18 protein-coding genes are annotated in these 22,651 nt (G+C 44.1%); 1 reads left to right on the forward strand and 17 read right to left on the reverse strand.

Annotation, left to right across the window (positions count from 1 at the left end):
* Positions 1-67: 67 nt before the first annotated feature.
* The 15 genes from MKY99_RS16985 to MKY99_RS17055 form a co-directional block, all read right to left on the reverse strand.
* Positions 68-1,519, reverse strand: a complete 1,452-nt coding sequence (locus tag MKY99_RS16985) for a nicotinate phosphoribosyltransferase (protein WP_076283476.1) — start codon at positions 1,517-1,519, stop codon at positions 68-70.
* A gap of 52 nt (positions 1,520-1,571) precedes the next feature.
* Positions 1,572-2,111, reverse strand: coding sequence for an isochorismatase family cysteine hydrolase (locus MKY99_RS16990; RefSeq protein WP_339265166.1), 540 nt, complete (start codon positions 2,109-2,111; stop codon positions 1,572-1,574).
* A 30-nt stretch (positions 2,112-2,141) separates the two neighbouring features.
* Positions 2,142-2,912, reverse strand: coding sequence for an NUDIX domain-containing protein (locus tag MKY99_RS16995; RefSeq protein WP_042128449.1), 771 nt, complete (start codon positions 2,910-2,912; stop codon positions 2,142-2,144).
* A 165-nt stretch (positions 2,913-3,077) separates the two neighbouring features.
* The gene (locus MKY99_RS17000) at positions 3,078-3,527 is read right to left on the reverse strand and encodes a YlbF family regulator (RefSeq protein WP_042188957.1); all 450 of its coding nucleotides are present in this window, start codon (positions 3,525-3,527) and stop codon (positions 3,078-3,080) included.
* A gap of 28 nt (positions 3,528-3,555) precedes the next feature.
* Positions 3,556-5,142: a tRNA (N6-isopentenyl adenosine(37)-C2)-methylthiotransferase MiaB gene (gene miaB, locus MKY99_RS17005; protein ID WP_042188958.1), complete on the reverse strand. Its 1,587-nt coding sequence runs from the start codon at positions 5,140-5,142 to the stop codon at positions 3,556-3,558.
* Between the two features lie 403 nt (positions 5,143-5,545).
* Positions 5,546-6,766 (reverse strand): VWA domain-containing protein, encoded by a 1,221-nt coding sequence (locus MKY99_RS17010; RefSeq protein ID WP_339265169.1) that lies wholly within the window; start codon positions 6,764-6,766, stop codon positions 5,546-5,548.
* 2 nt (positions 6,767-6,768) lie between these two features.
* Positions 6,769-9,108 carry a DUF5682 family protein gene (locus MKY99_RS17015; RefSeq protein ID WP_339265171.1) on the reverse strand — a complete coding sequence of 780 codons (2,340 nt, stop codon included), beginning with the start codon at positions 9,106-9,108 and terminating at the stop codon, positions 6,769-6,771.
* Positions 9,108-10,202, reverse strand: coding sequence for an AAA family ATPase (locus tag MKY99_RS17020; protein WP_339265173.1), 1,095 nt, complete (start codon positions 10,200-10,202; stop codon positions 9,108-9,110). Before MKY99_RS17020 ends, MKY99_RS17015 begins: the two co-directional genes overlap by 1 nt.
* A 6-nt stretch (positions 10,203-10,208) precedes the next feature.
* Positions 10,209-12,086, reverse strand: coding sequence for a HEAT repeat domain-containing protein (locus MKY99_RS17025; RefSeq protein ID WP_339265175.1), 1,878 nt, complete (start codon positions 12,084-12,086; stop codon positions 10,209-10,211).
* A 48-nt stretch (positions 12,087-12,134) separates the two neighbouring features.
* Complete coding sequence (locus MKY99_RS17030; protein ID WP_339265177.1) at positions 12,135-13,574, reverse strand: SWIM zinc finger family protein; 1,440 nt, start codon at positions 13,572-13,574, stop codon at positions 12,135-12,137.
* A gap of 107 nt (positions 13,575-13,681) precedes the next feature.
* Complete coding sequence (locus tag MKY99_RS17035) at positions 13,682-14,776, reverse strand: NADH:flavin oxidoreductase (RefSeq protein WP_042188971.1); 1,095 nt, start codon at positions 14,774-14,776, stop codon at positions 13,682-13,684.
* 166 nt (positions 14,777-14,942) lie between these two features.
* Entirely contained in the window at positions 14,943-15,788 is an 846-nt protein-coding gene (gene rhaD / locus MKY99_RS17040; RefSeq protein WP_339265179.1) for a rhamnulose-1-phosphate aldolase, read from the reverse strand.
* Positions 15,789-15,837: 49 nt separating this feature from the next.
* On the reverse strand, positions 15,838-17,094 hold the full coding sequence (rhaA, locus tag MKY99_RS17045; protein ID WP_339265181.1) for an L-rhamnose isomerase: 1,257 nt from the start codon (positions 17,092-17,094) through the stop codon (positions 15,838-15,840).
* Positions 17,095-17,132: 38 nt separating this feature from the next.
* Positions 17,133-18,599 (reverse strand): rhamnulokinase, encoded by a 1,467-nt coding sequence (gene rhaB / locus MKY99_RS17050; RefSeq protein WP_339265183.1) that lies wholly within the window; start codon positions 18,597-18,599, stop codon positions 17,133-17,135.
* 27 nt (positions 18,600-18,626) lie between these two features.
* Complete coding sequence (locus MKY99_RS17055) at positions 18,627-19,778, reverse strand: iron-containing alcohol dehydrogenase (RefSeq protein WP_339265185.1); 1,152 nt, start codon at positions 19,776-19,778, stop codon at positions 18,627-18,629.
* A 318-nt stretch (positions 19,779-20,096) separates the two neighbouring features.
* Here MKY99_RS17055 and MKY99_RS17060 point away from each other — a divergent pair, with 318 nt between their 5' ends.
* Positions 20,097-20,852 (forward strand): DeoR/GlpR family DNA-binding transcription regulator, encoded by a 756-nt coding sequence (locus tag MKY99_RS17060; RefSeq protein WP_339265187.1) that lies wholly within the window; start codon positions 20,097-20,099, stop codon positions 20,850-20,852.
* Positions 20,853-20,938: 86 nt separating this feature from the next.
* Here MKY99_RS17060 and MKY99_RS17065 read toward each other — a convergent pair whose 3' ends face one another.
* Together MKY99_RS17065 and gnd are read right to left on the reverse strand one after the other, a co-directional pair.
* Positions 20,939-21,583 carry a phospholipid methyltransferase gene (locus MKY99_RS17065; RefSeq protein ID WP_339265189.1) on the reverse strand — a complete coding sequence of 215 codons (645 nt, stop codon included), beginning with the start codon at positions 21,581-21,583 and terminating at the stop codon, positions 20,939-20,941.
* 166 nt (positions 21,584-21,749) lie between these two features.
* Positions 21,750-22,643: a phosphogluconate dehydrogenase (NAD(+)-dependent, decarboxylating) gene (gnd, locus tag MKY99_RS17070; RefSeq protein WP_042188983.1), complete on the reverse strand. Its 894-nt coding sequence runs from the start codon at positions 22,641-22,643 to the stop codon at positions 21,750-21,752.
* Positions 22,644-22,651: the final 8 nt, after the last annotated feature.

The following is a 22,651-nucleotide window of genomic DNA, read 5'->3' on the forward strand; positions in this document are numbered from 1 at the left end:
AAACAAAAAAACGCGGGTATATCACTCTCCCGCGTTAACACTGTTGACAGAATTAATCCTGCAAAATCTATTCAATATCCGGTCGTATATGCTCAGCGATTAACTGCTGCTTGCTAGTCCAGACCTTTTCACTTAAATTCACCCGATATACTTCGGGATTCAGCTTACGTTGATACTCCGGCCAGAATAGGTCCTTTTGCTCCCGATGATAACGGCGAACCTCATTCAAATCCGGCAAAGTATACACTTGAAATCCGTTAACGTATATCGGTTCTAGCATAGGCAATGCCTCATAACGCTCGACATACTTATGCATGTATGGATGCAGCGGATTAAACAGCTTCAACCGCGCACCGTTACGTGGAGCTTCCTCTTCTGGAAAGCAGATATAATCCGCAAGCGCTTTGCCATTTTTACCGATGATCCGGAATACGTCCTTCTTGCCAGGCGTGGATACTTTTTCAGGATTGGAGGAAATCTTGATCGTCGGGATCATTTCTCCAGTAGCGGACTCAATTTCCACCAGCTTATAGACGCCACCCAGTGAGGGCTGGTCAGAGGCGGTGATTAGTTGTGTACCCACACCCCAAGTATCAATTGCTGCGCCTTGCAGCTTCAGATCCATGATCGTGTTCTCATCCAAATCGTTGGAAGCGACTATCTTCACATAATCCAGGCCAGCATCATCCAACATCTTACGCGCTTGACGAGATAGATAAGCCAAGTCACCGCTATCCAAACGGATACCGACCATTTTTTTACCTTGTGCCTCAAGCTTCTTGGCTGTATTGATTGCATTAGGCACCCCACTACGGAGTGTATCGAAGGTGTCGACCAATAGCGTAACTTCGTCCGGCATCACCTTAGCATAGGCATCAAAAGCCTCCTGCTCGCTGCCAAAGCTCTGAACCCAGGAATGTGCATGTGTTCCCTTGGTCGGAATACTAAACATTTTGCCTGCCAGCATGTTAGAAGTAGCATCAAAGCCGCCAATATAGGCTGCTCTAGCCCCCCACACCGCTGCATCTGCTTCTTGCGCACGCCGGGTACCAAACTCCAGCAAGATGTCATTCGGAGCCACCTGCTTAATTCGTGAAGCCTTAGTAGCGATCAACGTCTGGTAGTTCATGAAGTTCAGAATGGCTGTCTCCACCAGCTGAGCCTCCATAATTGTCCCTTCCACACGGATTAATGGCTCATCTGGAAAAATCAAAGCGCCTTCTTTCATCGAATGAACGGTTCCCTGAAAATGAAACTGCAACAGTTCCTCCAAAAAAGCGGGAGCATAGTTTTCTTCTTGCTCAGACAAATAACGGATATCATCTTCGGTAAACCGCAAACCGCCGATATAACCAACAATACGCTCTAAACCTGCGAACACAGCATAGCCGTTACCGAAAGGTAGCTTACGGAAATAAGCCTCAAATACAGCCTTCCGTTTATGAGTTCCATTCACCCAGTGAGCGTACATCATATTAATCTGATATTTATCAGTATGTAGCGCAAGTTCTCTTCTCAAGTCCTCATCTCCTAATATCTACGCTGCTATATGTGTATGTTCTGTTCTAGTATTATGCCTTAACAACGTCTGCTCCTAAACTTCCCCGGAAATGTTCTAACGCCCAAGTATGTCCATTTGGATTAAAGCTGGCAACTGCATCTTCGTGCACAATAATTGCAAAGCCTTTGTTATATGCATCCACTGCTGTGTGCAGTACACAAATATCGGTGCAGACCCCAATTAAATGAAGTTCAGTAATGCCACGCTCCCGCAGCTTGATTTCCAGATCAGTTCCACTAAAAGCGCTATAACGCGTTTTGTCCATCCAATAGATGGAATCGCGGTTGTGTTCATACACAGATTTCAAACCTCCGAACAACTCACGACCTTCACTCCCGCGTAGATTATGAGGAGGAAAAAGCTTGCTCTCCGGATGGTAAGGGTCCTTCTCTTCATGTAAATCCACGGCCATAACGACATAATCGCCACTTTGGACAAACTCCGACGTTAATTGGCTGATTCTAGGCTCGATATCTACGGCTGGCTGACCAACCGGCAGATTTCCGTTAACAAAATCATTCGTAAAGTCGATCACTATTAGTGCTTTCATGAGATTAATCCCCTCTCCTGATTTAAGCCACTACGTGTAGATGGATAACAAAGGCTCATGATCTGTGAACATATAGAGCTGTGCGGGACGCTGGGAGTATTGATTTGAACTAAGCGCATTTCCCTCTTCATCTCTTACTTCTTTTAATATACCCTGACGACTACGTGTTGAAGTGATTTTACGAATAAAATTCGGTTCCTTAAATTCCGGCACTACCGTTTGAATGACTTGATAGAGCTCACTAAGGGTAAAATGTCTAGGTAAAAACTGTCTTGCGATCGTAGTCTGAAGCATTTGTTGTTGAATACGCAAGTATGCATCCTTGATGATATCATGGTGGTCAAAAGCGAGCTCCAGCTCTTCAAGTGCTTCCTGCAATGTAAATAAACCTACCTCGCCAGCATCATCCGAAGCTTGTCTTTGCTCCAACATCCATTCTTCTACAAGGGCAAAAAAAGCATGACTGATAATCCATCCGCGAGGGTCGCGGCCTGGTGTACTGTAAACGCCCAGATATTCCAAATGACCACCATCTACACCAGTCTCTTCTTTGAGTTCACGTGTAGCCGCAGCATAAATGGACTCATCCTCCTGACAGAACCCGCCTGGGAGAGCCCACATTCCAGCACATGGCCATTTCTTTCGTCTAATTAACATTACCTTAAGCTCACGTAAGGGAAGCGTCTTCGTGACCGTCTTACGTTCGCGTTTGGTCAGTGTAAACATTACGATGTCGGCCGGAACTCCGTCCGGTGTACGATATTTTTTGGCGTTATAGGTTTGTTCCCCATTTTCGCTCATATTTGCCCCATCCTTTTCCGAAGCTATAATTTTACTAATTCGTATCTTTAAATGTACCAAACCTTAACTTCTAAAATCAACAACTGGACATAGAAAGATTAGGATTATGTATAGTGTGAAACTTAAAGGGGCGGATCTGCATCCGCCCCCTAAACTGAGTGTGGGTTATCCGCATGTGGTCGGAGGCGCCTCGGTGCCGGCTTCCACATTTATTTTTTCCGAAACGGTATCTCTAATCACGGAAATGACAAGCTGGAGTAGATAATTGATGTCACTCTGGCTCTGCTGAAATTCGTTCACGACTGGAATGCCGTCAATTTCATCCTGCAACACTTCAATTTCACGCTCGATCTTGGCTACCATATCTTTATTTTTAAAGCTTTCGAAGGCAACAATCTCCTTCTGCTTTTTCTTAATCGTTGCAATCAGGCCTTGTACACGCTCGTGGTTCAGGATTTTTTGCTCAGCCTGCTGAAAATGCTTTACTTCTTCACTTGTCGAGATCAATGTAGCCAGTTCTTTGGCTTTCCCCATAATATCCTCGCGTACGATCAAGTCACGGGTATTATAAGTCTTCATTCCATATTTATTCAAACGTTGTTCCTCTGTACTCACAAGCCATCTCCCCATTCGTATGTGATGATTAATGAACAGCAGCAGCTTCTGCCACAATATCCCCTTTGATGTACCATGTTTTGGTATCTGTAATTCTCACTTTTACAAATGTGCCAATAAGCTCCTTCGAACCTTCAAAATGGACCAGCTTGTTCGCACGGGAACGGCCAGAAAGGACTTCCGAGTTATTCTTACTCTCGCCTTCTACCAGTACCTCGACGACTTCACCTAGCATACGGTCATTAATGATCCGGCTATTCTCTTTAATGAGATCATTGAGTCTTTGCAGACGTTCGCTCTTCACTGACATCGGTACATTGTCCTCCATAGCAGCTGCAGGGGTACCTTCACGAGGTGAATAAATGAACGTATATGCCATATCATACCCAACCTCGCGCACTAGCGAAAGAGTATCTTCGAATTGCTCATCCGTCTCACCAGGGAAACCAACGATAATATCGGTACTTAATACCGCATTAGGCACACTTATCTTGATCTTACGAACTAACTCCAGATAAGCTTCACGAGTATATTTGCGACTCATTTTCTTAAGTACGGCAGTACTTCCCGATTGAACCGGTAGATGGATATGCTCCACCAGGTTGCCGCCTTTGCCGAGTACTTCAATCAATTTATCGTCAAAATCACGTGGATGCGATGTCATGAAGCGGATGCGCGGAATATCAATTAAACGCATATCATCCATTAGGTCACCAAAGGTGTAATCGATGTCTGTAAAATCCTTACCGTATGCGTTTACGTTCTGCCCCAGCAAAGTCACTTCCTTGAATCCTTGACGCGCGAGCTCTCTTACTTCAGCAATGACGTCCTCCGGACGGCGGCTGCGTTCTTTTCCTCGTGTAAAAGGTACGATACAGTACGTACAGAACTTATCACAGCCATACATAATGTTTACCCAAGCCCGCATGCCTTCACGTTTTTTCGGTAAGTTCTCAATAATATCGCCCTCTTTAGACCATACCTCCACCACAAGCTCTTTACTGAATACAGCTTCTTTAATGAGGTGTGGCAGACGGTGAATATTATGCGTACCGAAGATCATATCCACGAATCCATGCTTAGACATAATTCGATTAACTACGCCTTCCTCCTGCGACATGCAGCCACACACGCCCAGCAAAAGACCTGGCTTCTCAATCTTCAAATTCTTAAGGTGACCAAGCTCTCCAAACACCTTATCCTCGGCATTCTCCCGAATCGCACAAGTATTGAGCAGAATGAGATCCGCATGATTCCGATCATCGACGCTTTTGTAGCCCATCTGTTCCAACAGGCCCTTCATCGTTTCCGTGTCATGCTCATTCATTTGGCAGCCATAAGTCGTTATATGATAATATTTGTCTACTCCGAAATTCTGCATCTCTTCAGGAATCTCGAAATCATAATGCACTTCTATTTCTTCCTTGCCACGCCGTTTTCCTTCTTTATAATCAGGCTGGCTATTAATTTGAACGTTTCTTCCTTTAATCCGATAAGTAATCTTACCTTCTTCTTCACTAATTACCTTCGCATCGCTAAAATCAAAATATTTCGAATAATCTTTCGAACCCTTGCCGGATTTTAAGTCCGGTGAGTTATGGTTCCCCTTAGTCATGCTGTTTTCACGTCCTCTATCTCAAATGTAGCTTATTGATGTTTTAACCTAATATAAAATTATAGCACATTCTATAACATTACATCCATCTTAGATGTCCATCCCAATATGCAGTGATTTAGGTTTATCAAGTAAAAACTTAACTTGCGTATTATTTTAAAAAATCAGGTCTATTTTACCACAGCGTGAGAGCAGAGCATACTCTCAAAGAAAATTTTAATAGGTCAGGATAATAGCGCTTCTAAAGACTTCCATAAAAAAAATACCCTGCCGACGAGCGACAGGGCCAAAATATACTCTATAAAGGGGGGTATGATATTTATATACGCCACAAAAACTTTAATGAATCACAGTTCTTGTCTGAATATCACTTTTTATGGAACTTGTAATAGGACGACTCTTGTTATATCCCTTTTGTCCCAAGTTTTTTTGCTAATTCAGTAAGATCTTGTCCTTTTAGTGCACCTTCTACTAACTGTGGCAGCAGTGCAGGTGTACACGCAAAACAAGGCGTTCCATCGCGAGTCAAAGATCTCGCCACATGCTCATCATAGAAAGGTTTGCCTTCATCAGATAAAGCCAGCAAGCACATCGTTCTAACTCCAGATTCCTTCAGATGACGCATACGACGGATTAAGCCTGCCTGGTTCCCACCTTCATAAAGATCCGAAATAACGATAAATAATGTCTTCTTCGGTTGATCGATAAACTGTTCGCAATAAGCAACAGACTTTTGTATATCTGTACCGCCACCTAACTGAATCCCGAATAACATGTCAACAGGATCGTTCGCACATTGCTCTGTCAGATCAACGACCTCTGTATCAAATACAACTACTCGGGTACTTAGCGATGGGATGCTTGCAAAAATAGAACCAACTACTGAAGCCCAAATAATTGATTCTGCCATAGAACCACTCTGATCGATATCCACAATGACTGTCCATTCCTTACTTCGTCTTGCCCGATCATAAAAGTAGAATCTCTCAGGGATAATCTGTTGTCGCTCTGCATCATAATGCTTCAGATTGCGTTTTATCGTCCGTGTCCAGTCTATACCACTAAGTGACGGTAATGGAGAATGCTCTCTGCGATTCAGTGCACCCGTCACCGCCCGACGCAGATCTTCCTCCATACGCTTTACAAGATCATCCACAACCGCCTTCACTAACAGGCGAGCCGTATCTTTTGTCTTCTCAGGAATTTTCCCTTTTAGCGAAAGTAGTGTACCTACTAGCTGTATATCAGGCTTCACTGTTGCCAGAACTTCCGGCTCAAACAATAATTGCTTCCAGCCCTTCCGCTCCATCGCATCATGTTGAATAACCGATACGATATCATCTGGGAAGAAATTGCGAACATCTCCTAACCATTTTGCCAACCGGGGTGCAGATTTACCTGATCCCGCTCCTCTTTGTCCTGTAGCCGAAGAGTTAGCAGCACCACTATTTACGATATCGCTCGTCTCATCATAGATAGCAGCCAGTGCTTGGTCCATGATGAGTTCATCTTCAGACAGGTGAATACTTGCGTTTCCGCTAGAAACCGTCAATTGCTCTTCTGCAGACTGACCAAGAATAAGGCGCCACCGAGCTACAACACTTGAATCCACGGATGTACTCATCGTCATATATCTCCAAAGTCAAATTCATTCAAATCCTCAATCATCTTCGCTTCGGCCTCCTTCAGCTCACCCGTCAGAATCTCAGCAGCCTGCTCGGTGTTCACACCCCACAACTCCCCTAGAAGTTCGGCAATCATCGTCTTTTCTCTTCGTTCAAAGGTGCTGAAAGCACGCCGTAAAAATACTAATGCACGTACAAATTCTACATCATCTAATGAATTAATATACTCATTCAATTGTTCCCACAGACTTAATCGAGACAACAGTACATATCGATTACGCATAGACATCCCTTCGAACCAGCCTGCTCCAAGTTCTGCGGGTATACCTGGCGACAGGCGCCTCGATACTTCTTCTGAACATTGCTGTGCAGTCATCGCATTACGCTCCAATAAAATGGAACACGCCACTCCAGATAAACGCGGATTGCAGTCATCCCTCTCTGACAAGTGCTTCAGCTCTTGTATCCACAACAGCTCATCTAATTCCTCACTATGCGCAATAGCTACCTGATTCAGTATGTTCATAGCTTTAAGCATCTCACCTGAAGCCTCATCGTTACATTGGCTCGCATCCAGCAAGAACAGACAGGCTCGTCTGAACAGTTGTTCAAGCAAAGGAATGAGCGGCTTGGTATCAATCCGTCGAACATCGCCATATTGAATCAGAAGAGATAACTCATGAATGGAAGCAGCAATCTGCACCACATCTCGAGTATCAACAGCTAGACGCTGAAGCGTCTGCCGTCCGGCTTCCATCTGGTGTATCATTCCACACTCATAAGCCGTTCGAATAAGTGCTGACGCTTCCGCAATGGTACTGCTGCCATCTAATTTTTGTTGCAATACATAAGCTGAAGCAATCTCAATTGTTTCCCCAAGTAGCGTAGATTCAACGACCTGGATCTCAACTTCAGGAGACCACTTCATTACCCAATGCTCTGCCCACGTTGCGCCAGTCTGACCACTTGCTCTTATGTTCACTAGATCGATCCCAAGTAATCTGAGCCTATGAAAAAGAAAGGAACGATTTAAGTCTAAATAAGCTGCTTCCTCAGAAGACACTCTTCGGTTCTCTCGGAGATCTAGTTCAAGATCATTTGCCACTGGGGTTTTATATTTCTCAAGCTTCAAGCGCTTTAATTGCCGATTCAGATCATCTTGAATCGGCGTCTGACTAATCCCCTCTGCCAACTCACCAATAGCAGTACCGATATCTGTACGAGCAAGCGCTTCTGCGATCACACTTAGCTCTCCACGCCCCAGTAAAGTCAGCGCAGCATCTCTTAGATCTCTTAACGTCGGAGCACTTCCACCGTGAAGGGCAGCTAATGATTCAGCTAAGCGAACGGCTTCGATAATTTCCGCTGTGGAACGGTGTGTCCCTGTATTACGCAAGTATCTGGCTACGGTAGACAGATAATGATTCGGCAAGTCTTCAAGTGAGCCATTCATCATACGTTCCCACATCATTTGATAATAATGAGGAGCGAGGTTACCTGCTCCGTAGCCAGACAAAGAAGATAACTTATAGTACGTGTAGGGCATAAGTGTTAGCTTCGAATTTAGAGAAGGAAGAGCATCTATTTCCTCATCTGACATACCAGATGCCAGATCAGCAAGCGCCGCTGCATGGTATGCTCCACATACAACAACGATCTTATTTGGTTGATGGCCAGCAGCGATTGTATCCTGAATCTGACGACGCATATAAGCTTCACGTATAGTATTGTGTGCATATTCTATTACGTTGTTATGTCTCTCATTTTCTTCAGAAATCTGACGCATTTGGGATGAGAAAGAAATAATTGCTTCCTGATATGCACCTTTGTTAGTGTTGTGTTCGAAATTGCGCTCCCAATACATATCATAATCAAGCTCACCAGCCAGCTCAGCTACTCTATCATATAGAGATGCTTCTTCAGGAGCCTTCTCAACTGTATTGTTAACTTCAGATTCCTCGCTCTGTTCAACAGAATCTCTACTTTTGGTTCGTATATCCTGTAACGCGATGACCACTGATGAAGGTAAATCTATAAAAGCTGTATAAGCCCCTTGCTGCTCCGCCCATCTCATCGCTTGATATTCGGGGGAATATAGCGCAAGCGGCCAAAGGGCTGTACGCACAGGAACTTCCTCCGTAAAAGCTAGAATGGCAATAGGAGGTTTGGTTGTCATGTTGATGACATGGCGAATCTCAGGTGTGGCATCCGATGGACCCTCAATTAACACAGCTGTGGGCTCTATTTCATGAAGGAAGCTCAATAGATGCTGCGCACCACCAGGAGACAAATGCCGCACCCCAAAAATATGCACGCCAGCTCCAGTAGTTTCGCTCTCCACTAGTTCATCTCCTTACAAGCCGTATATAACCCCCGCCAATCTGCGCCACGTTTTTTCATAATATTGTCGAGATACTCTCTCCAGACAAGTTGATCCTTATCATCATCTTTCACAATGGCACCTTGCAACCCTGCGGCCAGATCTTCGTCCGTCAGTTCTCCATTACCGAAGCTTGCAGCCAGCGCCATACTATTCGTTAAGAGCGAGATCGCTTCAGCTGTGGAAATCACACCTGCTGGAGACTTCACCTTCTCCTTCTTATCCAATGTCATCCCGCTACGCAACTCACGGAAGATGGTCACGACCTTATGTAAAGCTTCGTCTGCAGGGAGCGACGCTTGCAAATCGTAGGAAGATGCAATTTCACGAACTCGTTTCTTCACTATCTCAACTTCAGTATACAAATCCGCAGGGGCTGGAAGGACGATAATATTAAATCGTCTCTTCAAGGCAGTTGACATGTCATTTACTCCACGGTCTCTCGTATTAGCTGTTGCAATGATCGAGAAGCCTTTGCGCGCACTCATCTCCTTACCTAGCTCAGGAACGGATATCGTCTTCTCCGATAAGATGGATATCAACGCATCCTGTACCTCAGATGCACAACGAGATATCTCCTCAAAACGTGCAATGCCCCCATCCTCCATCGCTCGCATAATAGGGCTCTTCACTAGCGCTTCCGGCGTAGGGCCTTGTGCAAGCAGCATTGCGTAGTTCCACGAATAGCGCACCTGCTCTTCACTCGTACCCGCAGTACCTTGTACGACAAGTCCTGATTGTCCATATATAGCAGCTGATAAATTCTCAGATAACCATGACTTTGCTGTACCCGGCTCACCGATTAATAGCAGTGCACGATCAGTTACCAGTGTGGCTATCGCCATCTCTATTAATCGTTTATTACCAATGTACTTAGGTGTAATCTCGGTACTCCCTGCTTTACCACCAACGATAAACTTCAGTACTGATTGGGGCGACATCTGCCATCCTGCTGGAACCTTACCAGTGTCCGCTTTACGAAGCGCTTCCAACTCATGCTCATACAGTCTTTCTGCTGGAAGCCTCATAATATCTTGTAATAGTTCTTGACTCATCGTTAGCTACACCTCTTCATTTGGGTTTGATGGTCCTTGCATGAGACGAATGACATACTCAAGTTGTTCTTCTGCAACCTCACTAAATCGAGGTAGAACAGTTATTATTCGACTCGCAAAACTCGCTGGAAGCTGACATAGCTGTTCAAATGTATACGGTTCAATTAATCGACATTCTGTATTTCTATCATCTTCCAAAGCCACTAGGAGAGCTTCTTGCAAATGTTGTTTATTTATCCCTGTACGTGCTAAGCCCATCAAGAGAATATTGGAAAACCGATGGCGGAATTCAGGATTATCGGTCAATTTACGAAGCAAATACTGCATTGCTTCGGCATGTCCCGGCCTTGCAAAGGCACTTACCAGTTCGTATTGATCCAGTTCTATAAAAGCGTCAAGCCACCGTGAATCCCATTGAATAGCCAGTACCTCGGGCGGCTGCATTACGACCTTATACATATATTGAATCTGGTCTACAGGTGAATTCCAAACTGCATCATAAGTTCCATGAGATCGTTGAACTACAACTTCAGATATGGTGCGCAGCAGTTGCTGCGCCATTGAAGAAGCATTGCTAGTTGAAGATGGCGCATAATGCTTTAGAACTTCAACATATTGTTCATACACACGCTCTGGTGACAAGTAGAGATACGCATCTTTAAAAACATCATTCACATATCTTCTATTGTTTCTATAGTAGACAAGATCACGCTCAAGTGTTTGCTGTAATATACGTCTCGCTTCGATAGAATCTATCTGTCTAAAATAGGAGTTTGCTTCCTCGATCAATGAATTCCACTTTAGCTGATTCATATATAATGGATACTGCTCGAGAACATTAAAATATAGTTTCTCTAGTTCAGGACTGCGTTTGTAAGATAAAACCCGAAGATACTGGACTACCTTATTCCATAATCCGTCTTTCTTCTTCGTATCGCCCATAATCTCTGAGACAGTTTGAAGCATATCTGATAACTCTACAACAAGTCGTTTTGTGAGCTCTTGGGCTTGACATTGTCTCAATGCAGGAACTACAAGTTCACTATCTTTTCCCGTAAATGCCTCATGCAGCCGGTTCACCACATTTACCGAGTCGCTCTTAGCCAGCGCATTATAGGCAGCTTCGCGAATCTTTTTCTTCTTATCTGTACTCCAAGCCAGTAATTCGATTTCATATTGTCCCTGACCTGCGAGCAGAGAAATAGCCATGGCTCGAACATCTTCTGATCCTGAATCTGCAGCTTGATAGATCAGATCCTGAACGCTATCACCACCTAATACTGCGATCACGTACAGCTTTCTCGTCTCTACTATTCCTCCAGCAGGATCAAATTGATCGATAAGGATCGGAATAATCTGAGGCCCATAAGCTGGCAGGATCTGCTTCATTACAAGCTCGGCGATCTCAACATATGGATCTTGGAGGGCTGCTAACGCGGGATGAATCATTCGAAGATCTTGAAACAGTCCTGTCTCAAAAGCTTCCTTGATAATCTCATATCGTCCTCCCCCGCGAGTCTTTAATGCCGTCTGTACCGCTGACAGCTTACGATATGAGAACCGAGTAGGCAATCTCACCGGATGGACTTCCACCTCAAGCAGTTCACCATCAGGCGAAGTCGCCCCCTGTGTATATAGCACCGAGCTAAGCAGCACACTGAGCTCCTGTAGGTTCTGAGCAGAGGAAGATCCCTCGGAATGATCTGGTTCAATGACCGCAACGATTCCCTCTCCTAACCTTTTGAATATGGGAGCACGTTCGCCTAACTGTTGAAACTGTGGCAATAGCCGCTTTAAGCGGAAATCCTCAGCAGCGAGCTCACTTCCAGCTATATACAGCCGGTTTACTTCTTGATGAAGCTCTTGTAGTAAAGCTGTACTCATGGATATTCCTCCCAAAGTTTATGTGAAACTTATGCTTTCTTAATTTTTTTAATATAAGAGACGGATCATCTCCATCCCTTTGATAAGGGTTAACGGTTGTGCTTTCAATCGTCCTGTATCGAGTTGATGTTCAAACATAAGCAGCATCGTAGTATCCGATAATTCTTCGAGTGTAAAGTATTGTAACAGTGCAAGTGTATCCTGCTCGAGTGCTACTATTTGGTCTAACACCAAATGCTGGCCCGATTCGTCCGTAATGACGAACTGATCTTGCTGCGATTTGCTAATCTTATTCACATGCAGCAGCAACACAGGATTCTTGTCCGCTAGCGGATTCTTCAACTGATTTTTTATCTGCTTGAAGCAGTCGGAATAAGAATGAACTGCCTTAGAAACGATCCACTCTACATCCTGATTAGTCAGAGGCCGTGTTGACATATTCTCGAAACGAACTCTCCGGTTCCGGTCACCAGGATAACGATAGAAGGAAGGAATAAGTGCAACATCAGTGAAGCTATCTTCTTCATGAATATATTTAGCTGCTTTATAAGGACGATATTGGAGCGTACGATGTATATCACCTGTAGATTTTTCTATCCAGTAGCCGAGGTCTACATATTCCTGTCTGGCTTCATCATCATAGCTGAGGAATGAAAGCTGGATCAGCTCTACATCCGAACTCATCAGACCGCATTCCTTAAGCTCCGTTAGCTGCCAAGCATGACCAAGCCATTCTTCAATCGTAGATTCATGATTCAAAGACATATCCGGATCTTCCAGCTTCATTGTTAGATGAGCGCGCCCTCTCTTAATGAACGCATGAATTCGGGTTAGCTGCTCTATTGCTAATGAATAAGTTTTCTCACGATTGTCAGAAGAAGAGAGCAATAAAGCTAATCGTCTTAATTCAATTTGTGCACCAGTTAAATAATAATTGCCCATCATCTTCACGTGCACCTGAATATCCTTTACACCTTTGGCGTCTATTGTTCCAAGTCCTGCACGTATAAGCGATTGGGTCAATTTCTCCAGTACAGCCAAGCCCTCCAGTTGAGCTCCAATCTTTTTCTTAAGTGCGGACTTGTTCACTTTCTTGGGCTTAACATTAGCCCCTTCCGCAGCAAGCTCCGATTTTCGTTCTTCACGCTTACTCGTCTTTTCTCGTTTAACAGCAAGATCTTCAGGTATCGTTGCAGATACGAAAGTCTCCTTGCCTACATAGGCATATAGCAATCCGAGGACATGCTTGCAAGGAATCTGCCTACTTGGACAAGTACAACGCATCACCGGTTTGTCAGAAACAACAAAATCAGCAGAAGGATAATAGTTGCTGCTACCGCTACCACCACATTCACCAAACAGAACCACGCCGTCTTCCGACTGATTCAATTGGACGAATCGTCTCTTCTTAACTAGTCCTTGCCCGTTCTTAATTGCTGCACTGTTCGGTGCTAGAGTATCTATGAAGACTTCTGTGATATCTATCAACCCATATCCTCCTTACCTATTACGCTTTTTAATATCTATGATAATATTAGCCCTTAATGAAAATTATTCTAAAAACAGAGCTGTCCATAACCCGCTGTTCTTTCCCTTTAGTATAGAGTTTTTGTCGATTCAGCCGTGAATGGAATGATCTCGTCTATTGCTCCACTTTGAACTTTGGCAGGCCAAGCCGGATCGCTTATTAATGCTCTACCCACAGCAACCAAATCAAATTCCTCACGGTCCATTCTTTCTAGTAATTCATTAATGTTATCTTCTGTCTTCTGAGCTGAGTCTTCTGCAAAAAAATCACTGTGAAGACCGATAGAACCCACCGTAATTGATGGTTTCCCCGTGATTTTCTTGGTCCACCCTGCGAGATTAAGCTCAGATCCCTCAAATTCAGGTTGGCTGAAGCGACGAGTGGAGCAGTGGAAAATATCAACGCCAGCATCGCTAAGTGGAGTAAGGAATCTTTCGAGCTCATCTGCATTTTTTGCCAGCTTCTCATCATAGGCACCCAATTTCCATTGAGAGAAGCGTAGCACGATCGGAAAATCTGGCCCAACCGCTTTACGGCAAGCTTCAATAACCTCTACTGCAAATGTAGTTCTACCAACCAAATCGCCACCGTAACGATCGGTACGTTTGTTCGTTCCTTCCCAGAAGAACTGGTCTATCAGATAACCATGTGCACCATGAATCTCGATACCATCAAAACCTACTTTTTTCGCGTTCGCTGCTGCTTGAGCAAATGCTGAAACTAAGCTTTCAACTTCAGCTGTAGTAAGTGGCTCTGTCACAGGTTCTCCTGCTAAATTTAGACCAGAAGGGCCAATAGGAAGGGCTTCAACATTAGGGCCTTCCCCTATAGTTCGCGCCATACCCACATGCCATAATTGGGGGATGATCTTACCTCCAGCTGCGTGAACTTCTTCTACTACCTGCTTCCAGCCCTCTAAAGCTGCTTCTTCATGTATATTGGGAATATTGGCGTGGCTGACTGCCGAAGGATGATTAATAGCTGTACCCTCGGTAACGATCAATCCTACTCCACCTTCTGCCCGTCTACGGTAATATGCGGCAACATTACTTCCTGGTACACCATCCGGTGAGTATACCCGAGTCATCGGCGCCATGACGATTCGGTTTGACAGCGAAAGATTCCCCACTTGAATAGGTGAAAATAATAGCTCAGTGTTCATACATATTACCTCCAATTGATTATTTGATTACTTTAAGTAAGGCTAATTATCTCCCCAGAAGATGGAAAATGCAAATTTTTAAGTTCTTTGTGTAAGAAAAAATCATAAAAAAAACCGGACCTCGCAAAATCTGCGAACGCCCGGTTTTCATCCCAGTACGAACTTCCTAAACCTCAAGAATACCAGCTTTTGGAGTTACTCCGAACGCCTTAGCTAAATCCCACAGTTGCTGATCTTTGATCTTTTGCTTAATTTCTCTTCCACCAATCAGGTTGTAGATCGTAGCAGCCTTTTCTACAGTCTCTACTAGACCAAAGGTGGCATCCATAGTGGAGCCAGTGCCGAAAATCCCGTGCTGCGGCCAGATCACTAGGCGGTGATCCTTCATTTTCTTTGCGGTTTCACGGCCGATTTCACTGCTGCCAGGAACAATCCATGGAATGACACTAACACCATCCGGGAAAACAACAAGGCACTCTGTGCACATTTCCCAAAGCGTCTTCGTAAACTTCAATTCATCCAGATCATGCGTGAAGGTCATCGCGATAACATTCGTAGCATGTGTATGCAGTACGATACGGTGCGTAGGGTCCACCTTCAGTCGCTCAATATGGCTCATGAAATGGGAAGCCAATTCACTAGTAGGTACAGCGCCGTTCCGTAATCCCCATAACACTTCCACGCTTTCACCATTCGCACTTACACGAAGCACACCGAGATTGGCTTCCGGGTCTTTGATCACATTTCTAAAATACTTGCCAGAGCCTGTCACGATGAAGTATTTGCCGGCTAATTCTTTTACAGGGAAGGTAAGTTTAATGGTGCGTAGTGGTTCTAGAACGTTAATATATTTAGCAACCTCATTCTCATCCAGCAGATAGCTGACATTACCGCCATTCAGCTCATCCCAGCCAAGCTCCCACATATGACGGGTAATCTCAGACATTTCCTGAATAAATGGAGCCTCACTACTGGCAATATACCCTTTGGATTCTAAAACAGATGTACTCATTGTCAATCTCTCCTTTGTATATGTTGCTCTCCACATCCACTCTAACACTCTATCTTGCAGACAGAACTTCCTGCTCATAACGCTTCACTTCAGCCAGCCATTGCTCCCGAACGGGTGTATCTTGCGAAGCACAATAGTAATCCCACACGGCTCCAAACGGATACGATTTGAATTCTTCCACCAACGCTAGTCGTGAAGTGTAATCACCAAGCCGCTCGATTCGCTTCAATTCTTCCACCGGTTCGAGCATTGCGCGAAGTAACGCCTTAATGGTATTACGTGTACCAATCACCCAAGCAGCGATATGATTAATACTGCCATCAAAGAAATCAAGTCCGACATTCGTTCGGGAGAGTAAATCCCCACGTACCAATTCACGGGCGATTTCTAGCAGCTCGTCATCCATAGTTACAACGTGGTCACTGTCCCAACGGACGGGTCTGCTTACATGCAGCAGCAGCTGCTCACTAAACATAAGAATCGAAGATAGCTTATTTGAGATCATCTCAGTAGGATGGAAATGTCCGGCATCCAAACAGATGGCTTTGCCGCGAGTTAAACCATAGCCCATATAGAACTCATGTGAACCAACCACATAACTCTCAGAACCGATTCCGAACAATTTACTTTCTACAGCATCAATATTATAAAGAGGATTTATTTCCACACTAAAAATCTCATCCAGTGACTCCTTTAACCGCACTCTTGGACCTAAACGATCGACTGGTGTATCTTTATATCCGTCTGGTACCCAAAAGTTAGTCACGCACGGTTGACCCAGTTCTTTACCAAAATGCTCGGCAATCGTCCGAGAAGCCTTACAATGCTTAATCCAGAAGTTACGAATCTCATCGTCCGAGTGACTTAGCGTAAAACCGTCTGTAGCTTTAGGATGTGAGAAGCAAGTAGGATTAAAATCAAGACCCAGCCCCTGCTCCTTCGCCCAGTCTACCCAAGATTGGAAATGGCGTGGCTCCAATTCATCTAAATCAACTTTTTCATCTGTATCTGCATAGATCGCATGTAAATTTACTTTATGCTTGCCTGGAATGAGGGATAGTGCCTTTTCTAAATCTTGGCGCAATTGATCTGGCGTGCCAGCTCGACCGGGATAACTTCCTGTTACTGCTATTCCCCCGCTTAGTTCTTTATCTTTAAAAAGAAACCCTTGTACATCATCGCCCTGCCAGCAATGGATGGAAATCTTAATTTGCGCGAGCCGCTCCAGCACTTTCTCCACATCAATCCCATGGGCTGCGTATAATTTTTTGGCTTCATTATAGCTAGTGATAATACTCTGATCCATGCTGTAGTTCCTCCTAAAATCATATAGCGTAAGTTTAATTAGATTTGATGTTGTATTTTGGACAACTGAAGCTCTTTCCAGCGAATTAGAATGTCTTCAAGATGAGCGGTCGGGCGCGGTGTATAGGCCTTTATCTCAAATGATTCAGCGATAATATCTCTCGCTTCATTAATATCAGTTATACTTCCCGTGCTAATCATCTGCACCACTATATTACCAAGTGCTGTGGATTCCGTTGGGCCAGCCTTAACTTCTCTGCCTATAACATCAGCAGTCAGTTGGCATAACAGGCTGTTGTTAGCACCTCCACCCACAATCTGCAGAACCTCGATTCGGCTTTCTATTAGTTCTTCTAGTTCTTCCAAGTAAGTAAGGTACGATAATGCCAAGCTGTCAAAAATACAGCGAGCCAACTGACCTGGCGTCTCAGGAACAGGCTGCCCGCTCTCTGCGCAGGCACTGCGAATCTCTTCTATCATATTTGAAGGATTGAGAAATCTCGGATCATTACAGGAGATCAGGCTCCGGAAGCCTTCTTCTCCATGTGCAAGCTCTGCTAGTTCCGCAAAGCTATAACGATCGTCCATTAGCCTGCGAACCTCTTGGATGAGCCAAAGGCCCATAACATTTTTGAGGAATCTATAGGTTCCATATGCGCCCCATTCATTGGTGTAATTGGCCTTCATGGCCATCATAGAATTGAGTGGCTGAGTTCGTTCAACGCCGAGCAATGACCATGTTCCACTGCTGATATACGCGGAGTCTCTTTGAAGAGGAGCACCCAGCACTGCAGAAGCTGTATCATGTGTGGCTACACAGATCAGTTGGCAATCTGGAAGATCATATACCTGAATTAGTGCTTCATCGAGGGGGCCAATAATTACTCCAGGTTCAGTCAATGTAGCGAATTGATCTCTTTTAATATTCAGAAAATCCAACAGGTCATTGTCGAAATCTCGACTCTCTAGATTCAATAGCTGAGTTGAAGATGCGTTAGTAACCTCATTGATCTTGCGACCTGTTAATCTGTAATACAGATAATCAGGTACGAGTAAGATTTGATCCGCTTGGGCTATTTCTTCTTCACTGTGAACATAAAGCTGATACAACGTATTAAATGACAACTGTTGAATACCAGTCTTTTCATATATAGTTAGAGGAGAAATATGCTTAGCTACCTCATCCATAGCCTTATCAGTTCTACGATCACGATAAGCGTAAACTTCCTGGATACGATGCCCTTCCGCATCCACGAGTACATAATCTACAGCCCATGTATCTATACCCAGCGTACACTCTGTAATTCCTTGAGCCTTGGCTTTCTGAAGCCCTATAATGATCTGATCGAATAAATAATCTATGTCCCAAAAACAAGAATCCTCTTGTGCTATAAAACGATTGCTAAACCGATGAAGCTCCTCTAAAATGAGGACGCCCTCTCGCAATATTCCGCGTACTAACCGCCCACTAGAGGCACCAATATCAACGGCGATATGATTATTCATAAAGAATCTCCTAAAGTAAGGGATGATTTATAGTATTTTTTTGAAAAGAGTAATGACTTCTTCCTTCGTTGGAATAAAAGGGTTACCCGGTGCACAAGCGTCCTTCATGGAGTTCTCTGCTAAAAGATCAAGATCGACCTCATCTACTCCAAGTTCGGATAGTTTAGATGGAATGCCTACTTCTTTAGACAACGCCTTGATCGACTCAATTACGAAGTCCGCGCATTCCTTATCAGTTTGACTCTCAACGTTTAACCCCATCGCTTTAGCAATAGCCCTGAATTTCTCAGGCACATATTTGGCATTCTGTTCTTCCACATATGGGAGTAGCATTGCGTTACATACGCCATGTGGCAGATCATATACACCGCCAAGCTGATGCGCCATCGCGTGCACATAACCAAGCCCTGCATTATTGAAAGCAAGTCCGCCTAGGAAAATCGCATACACCATTTGCTCACGAGCCTCAATATCATGGCCATCCTTAACAGTACGAGTCAAGTTTGCGAAAATAAGCTCCACAGCTGCAAGCGCGGTAGCATCAGTTACCGGATAAGCTCCAGGCGTCACCAGTGCCTCAATCGCATGGGTCAAAGCATCCATTCCTGTTGCTGCCGTAAGCGCAGATGGTTTATCTACCATAAGCTCTGGATCGTTAACCGAGATGGTAGCAATGCTGTTCTTATCCACCATCACCATCTTCACTTTACGTTCTTCGTCTGTGATTACATAGTTAATGGTGACTTCAGCTGAAGTGCCTGCGGTGGTATTCACAGCAACGATCGGTAGCGATTTATGCCTCGACTTGTGTACGCCCTCATATTCTTTGATATGTCCGCCATTCGTAGCAATGATACCAATGGCTTTAGCAGTATCCTGAGGCGACCCACCACCGATGGAAATCAGAGAATCACAATTCTGCGCTTTGAGATAATCTACGCCATCGTGGACATTTTTACAGGTCGGATTGGGCTTCACTTCATCATAAATGGCATATTCAATTCCCGCATCGTCCAATACCGCCAACAATTTACCAGCAATACCGCTCTTCATAAGAAATTTGTCTGTAACTACAAGTGCCTTCTTCAAACTAAGTTCTTGAATGTAAGGACCAATCTCCTGTAAGCATCCCTTGCCCATAATATTGATCGATGGAACATAATACACATGCGTGCTCATTGCTTGACCAGCCTCCTAATGAGTTCAATAATCGTTGTATTCCGTCTGCTGCGCCTCAGGCTGGCCTCTGAATAGCAGCTAGGCCGGCCTTACATCACACTAACTAGATTAATCTCAAGGGAATTATTTCCTTTTTCATCGTATGCTCCTAAATCTTTGTTGTCAACATTTTAAATATTATTAATGTTGTTTTTGTTTGTTTTATATCTGTTTTGTGAATATTATTGGAAAGTACAGAGGTTTTTAAGTTGTTTTTATTGCAAAACACAGATATTAAGCGCTATGATTGTAAAATATAGCTTTGGAAAGGTGATTCCTATGCTTGCAGCCGAAAGACGCAAAAAAATAATAGAACTCGTCCATCAAGATAAACGAGTTCTAGTCTCCGATCTAAGTAAAATGTTTGAGGTCACTGAAGAGACGATACGCAGAGATTTGGAAAAGCTAGAGAAGGATGGCATCCTTAGTCGTACCTATGGCGGTGCTATGCTGAATCGCCATACGAATGAGGATCTGCCTTTTGTTACACGTAATGCCTTGAATACAGATATTAAACGGGGAATCGCCTTGAAGGCGCTCGATTTAATCAATGATGGAGATACATTAATGGTAGATCCAAGCTCTACAGCCTTTGAGTTTCTAAAATTGCTGGGAAACAAAAACAATCTAACCATCATCACAAATTCTATTAATATTTTGCATGAGTTCTCGAATTCAGGGATGGATATCATCTCTACTGGCGGTTCACTTCGTTACCGATCGTTGTCGCTGGTGGGACCGGTAGCCCATGACACCATTCAAAGATACAATGTGGATACAGCGGTAATCAGTTGCAAAGGAATGGATATGGAACGAGGCATCACAGATTCCAACGAACCGGAGTGTGAGCTCAAGAAGTACATGCTACGACAAGCCAATAAGGTCATACTCCTGGCGGATCACACCAAATTCGATAAAACTGCTTTTACAAAGCTGGTTGAGCTTGGCCATATTGATTTCTTGATCACTGACCGTAAGCCATCTGAAGCTTGGCTAAAACGTCTGAACGAGGACAATATTGAGGTTCTCTATTAACAGTGGTAATAACATACTGAGCCTAATTTAAAAAAATGCCGTTCCCCAGTAAGTATAGGTGACGGCATTTGTTGTATTTTTCATCCTTATCTTTCCGTAGAAACCTGAGAAATTGATATTACATCTATGGAAGAATGAATATGATCTGATTGCTTTACTTGTGTAGAAGCCTTCTTCCTACAAATATAAACAAGCGCTGGCGGGAAATTTAACAGCACCCATTTAACGCTCACAATATCAAAATGCTGCATTAATTCCTTCTTCATTTGAGGAAAATATTCAAAAGTGATGAACCAGCCGCCCTCTTTTAAAGAAGATATGATTTGCTCAATGTAAAGCGTCCGATCTGAGGCTGAGAAATTCCTAAAAGACAAACTGCTTACAATGCAATCTAACTTCTCCAACCTTCTATTATGAAGCGCAAGCCTTAGCCGCAGGCAATCGTTAAAAAAAATACGGTCAGGGAATTTAAGTCTTAGTTGATGACGAAAATCAGGATCCGTCTCAAACAGGAGCACATTCATCCCGGTCTCTTCCCCGCTTGGAATAAATCTTGTGATGGCTCCAGTACCAGCACCCAGCTCAGCTATTTTATGCATTTGTTGCCACGGAATGATGTCGAGCATCGTTTTTGCCAGCCAGCGCGAACTGGGAGTAACGCTTCCTAGTTGTCGGGGCGCATGCAGAAATTTATACAGAAAATGAAGTCTTTCTCGAATTCCGCTTCGCATGTCAACTCCCCCTTATCGTAATTTCCCCATCTAACTCTAAAATATGTTGAAAAGATTAAAGTCGTACTCGATCTATTCTCTCCATTTATTAATTTTTGCAAAACAAAAGCCCAAATTTCACCGCAGAATGAATTGCGAGGAAATTCGGGCTAATGATTAACATTAATTACTTTGTTTCAACGGCATGTCCACCAAATTCATTCCGAAGTGCAGCCACTACTTTACCCGTGAAGGTATCGGTCTCTAGTGAACGGTAGCGCATTAATAACGCCATCGCGATCACTGGTGTTGCAGCTTGCAGATCAAATGCAGTTTCGAGCGTCCATCTGCCTTCTCCGGAGGAGTGCATAATCCCTTTGATCTCATCCAATTTAGCATCTTTCGAGAACGCACGTTCAACCAGTTCCATCAGCCAAGAACGGATGACAGAACCATGGTTCCACACCCGAGCGACTTCCTCAAAGTTATAATCAAACTCACTCTTTTCGAGCACCTCAAAGCCTTCACCGATGGCAGCCATCATGCCGTATTCGATACCGTTATGCACCATTTTTAGAAAATGGCCACTACCAGCTTTGCCGGCATATAAAAAGCCGCTTTCCACAGCTGTATCACGGAAGATGGGCTCAACAACCTCCCAAGCTTCAGGATCTCCACCAACCATGTAACAAGCGCCGTTACGCGCTCCTTCCATCCCTCCGGATGTACCTGCGTCCATAAAGCTGATTCCATGTTCCTTCAATTGCTCATATCGGCGAATGGATTCCTTATAATGTGAATTGCCCGCTTCAATAACGATATCTCCTTTTGATAACAAAGGTGTGATCTCAGCAATGACAGAGTCCACAACCTGATGTGGAACCATAATCCAAATGATTCTAGGCGTTTCCAATTGTTGTACCAACTCAGGGAGCGTTACTGCTCCACTGGCACCTTTAGCTTTCATTTCCTCTACAGCAGGTGCATTCAAATCAAATGCAACAACCTCATGTCCATGATCCAGCAAATTCTGGCCCAAATTGAAGCCCATTTTTCCTAATCCAACTAATCCTACTTTCATGTAATTCC

It is taken from the genome of Paenibacillus sp. FSL R5-0470 (assembly GCF_037975205.1).
Lineage (GTDB): Bacteria > Bacillota > Bacilli > Paenibacillales > Paenibacillaceae > Paenibacillus_AQ.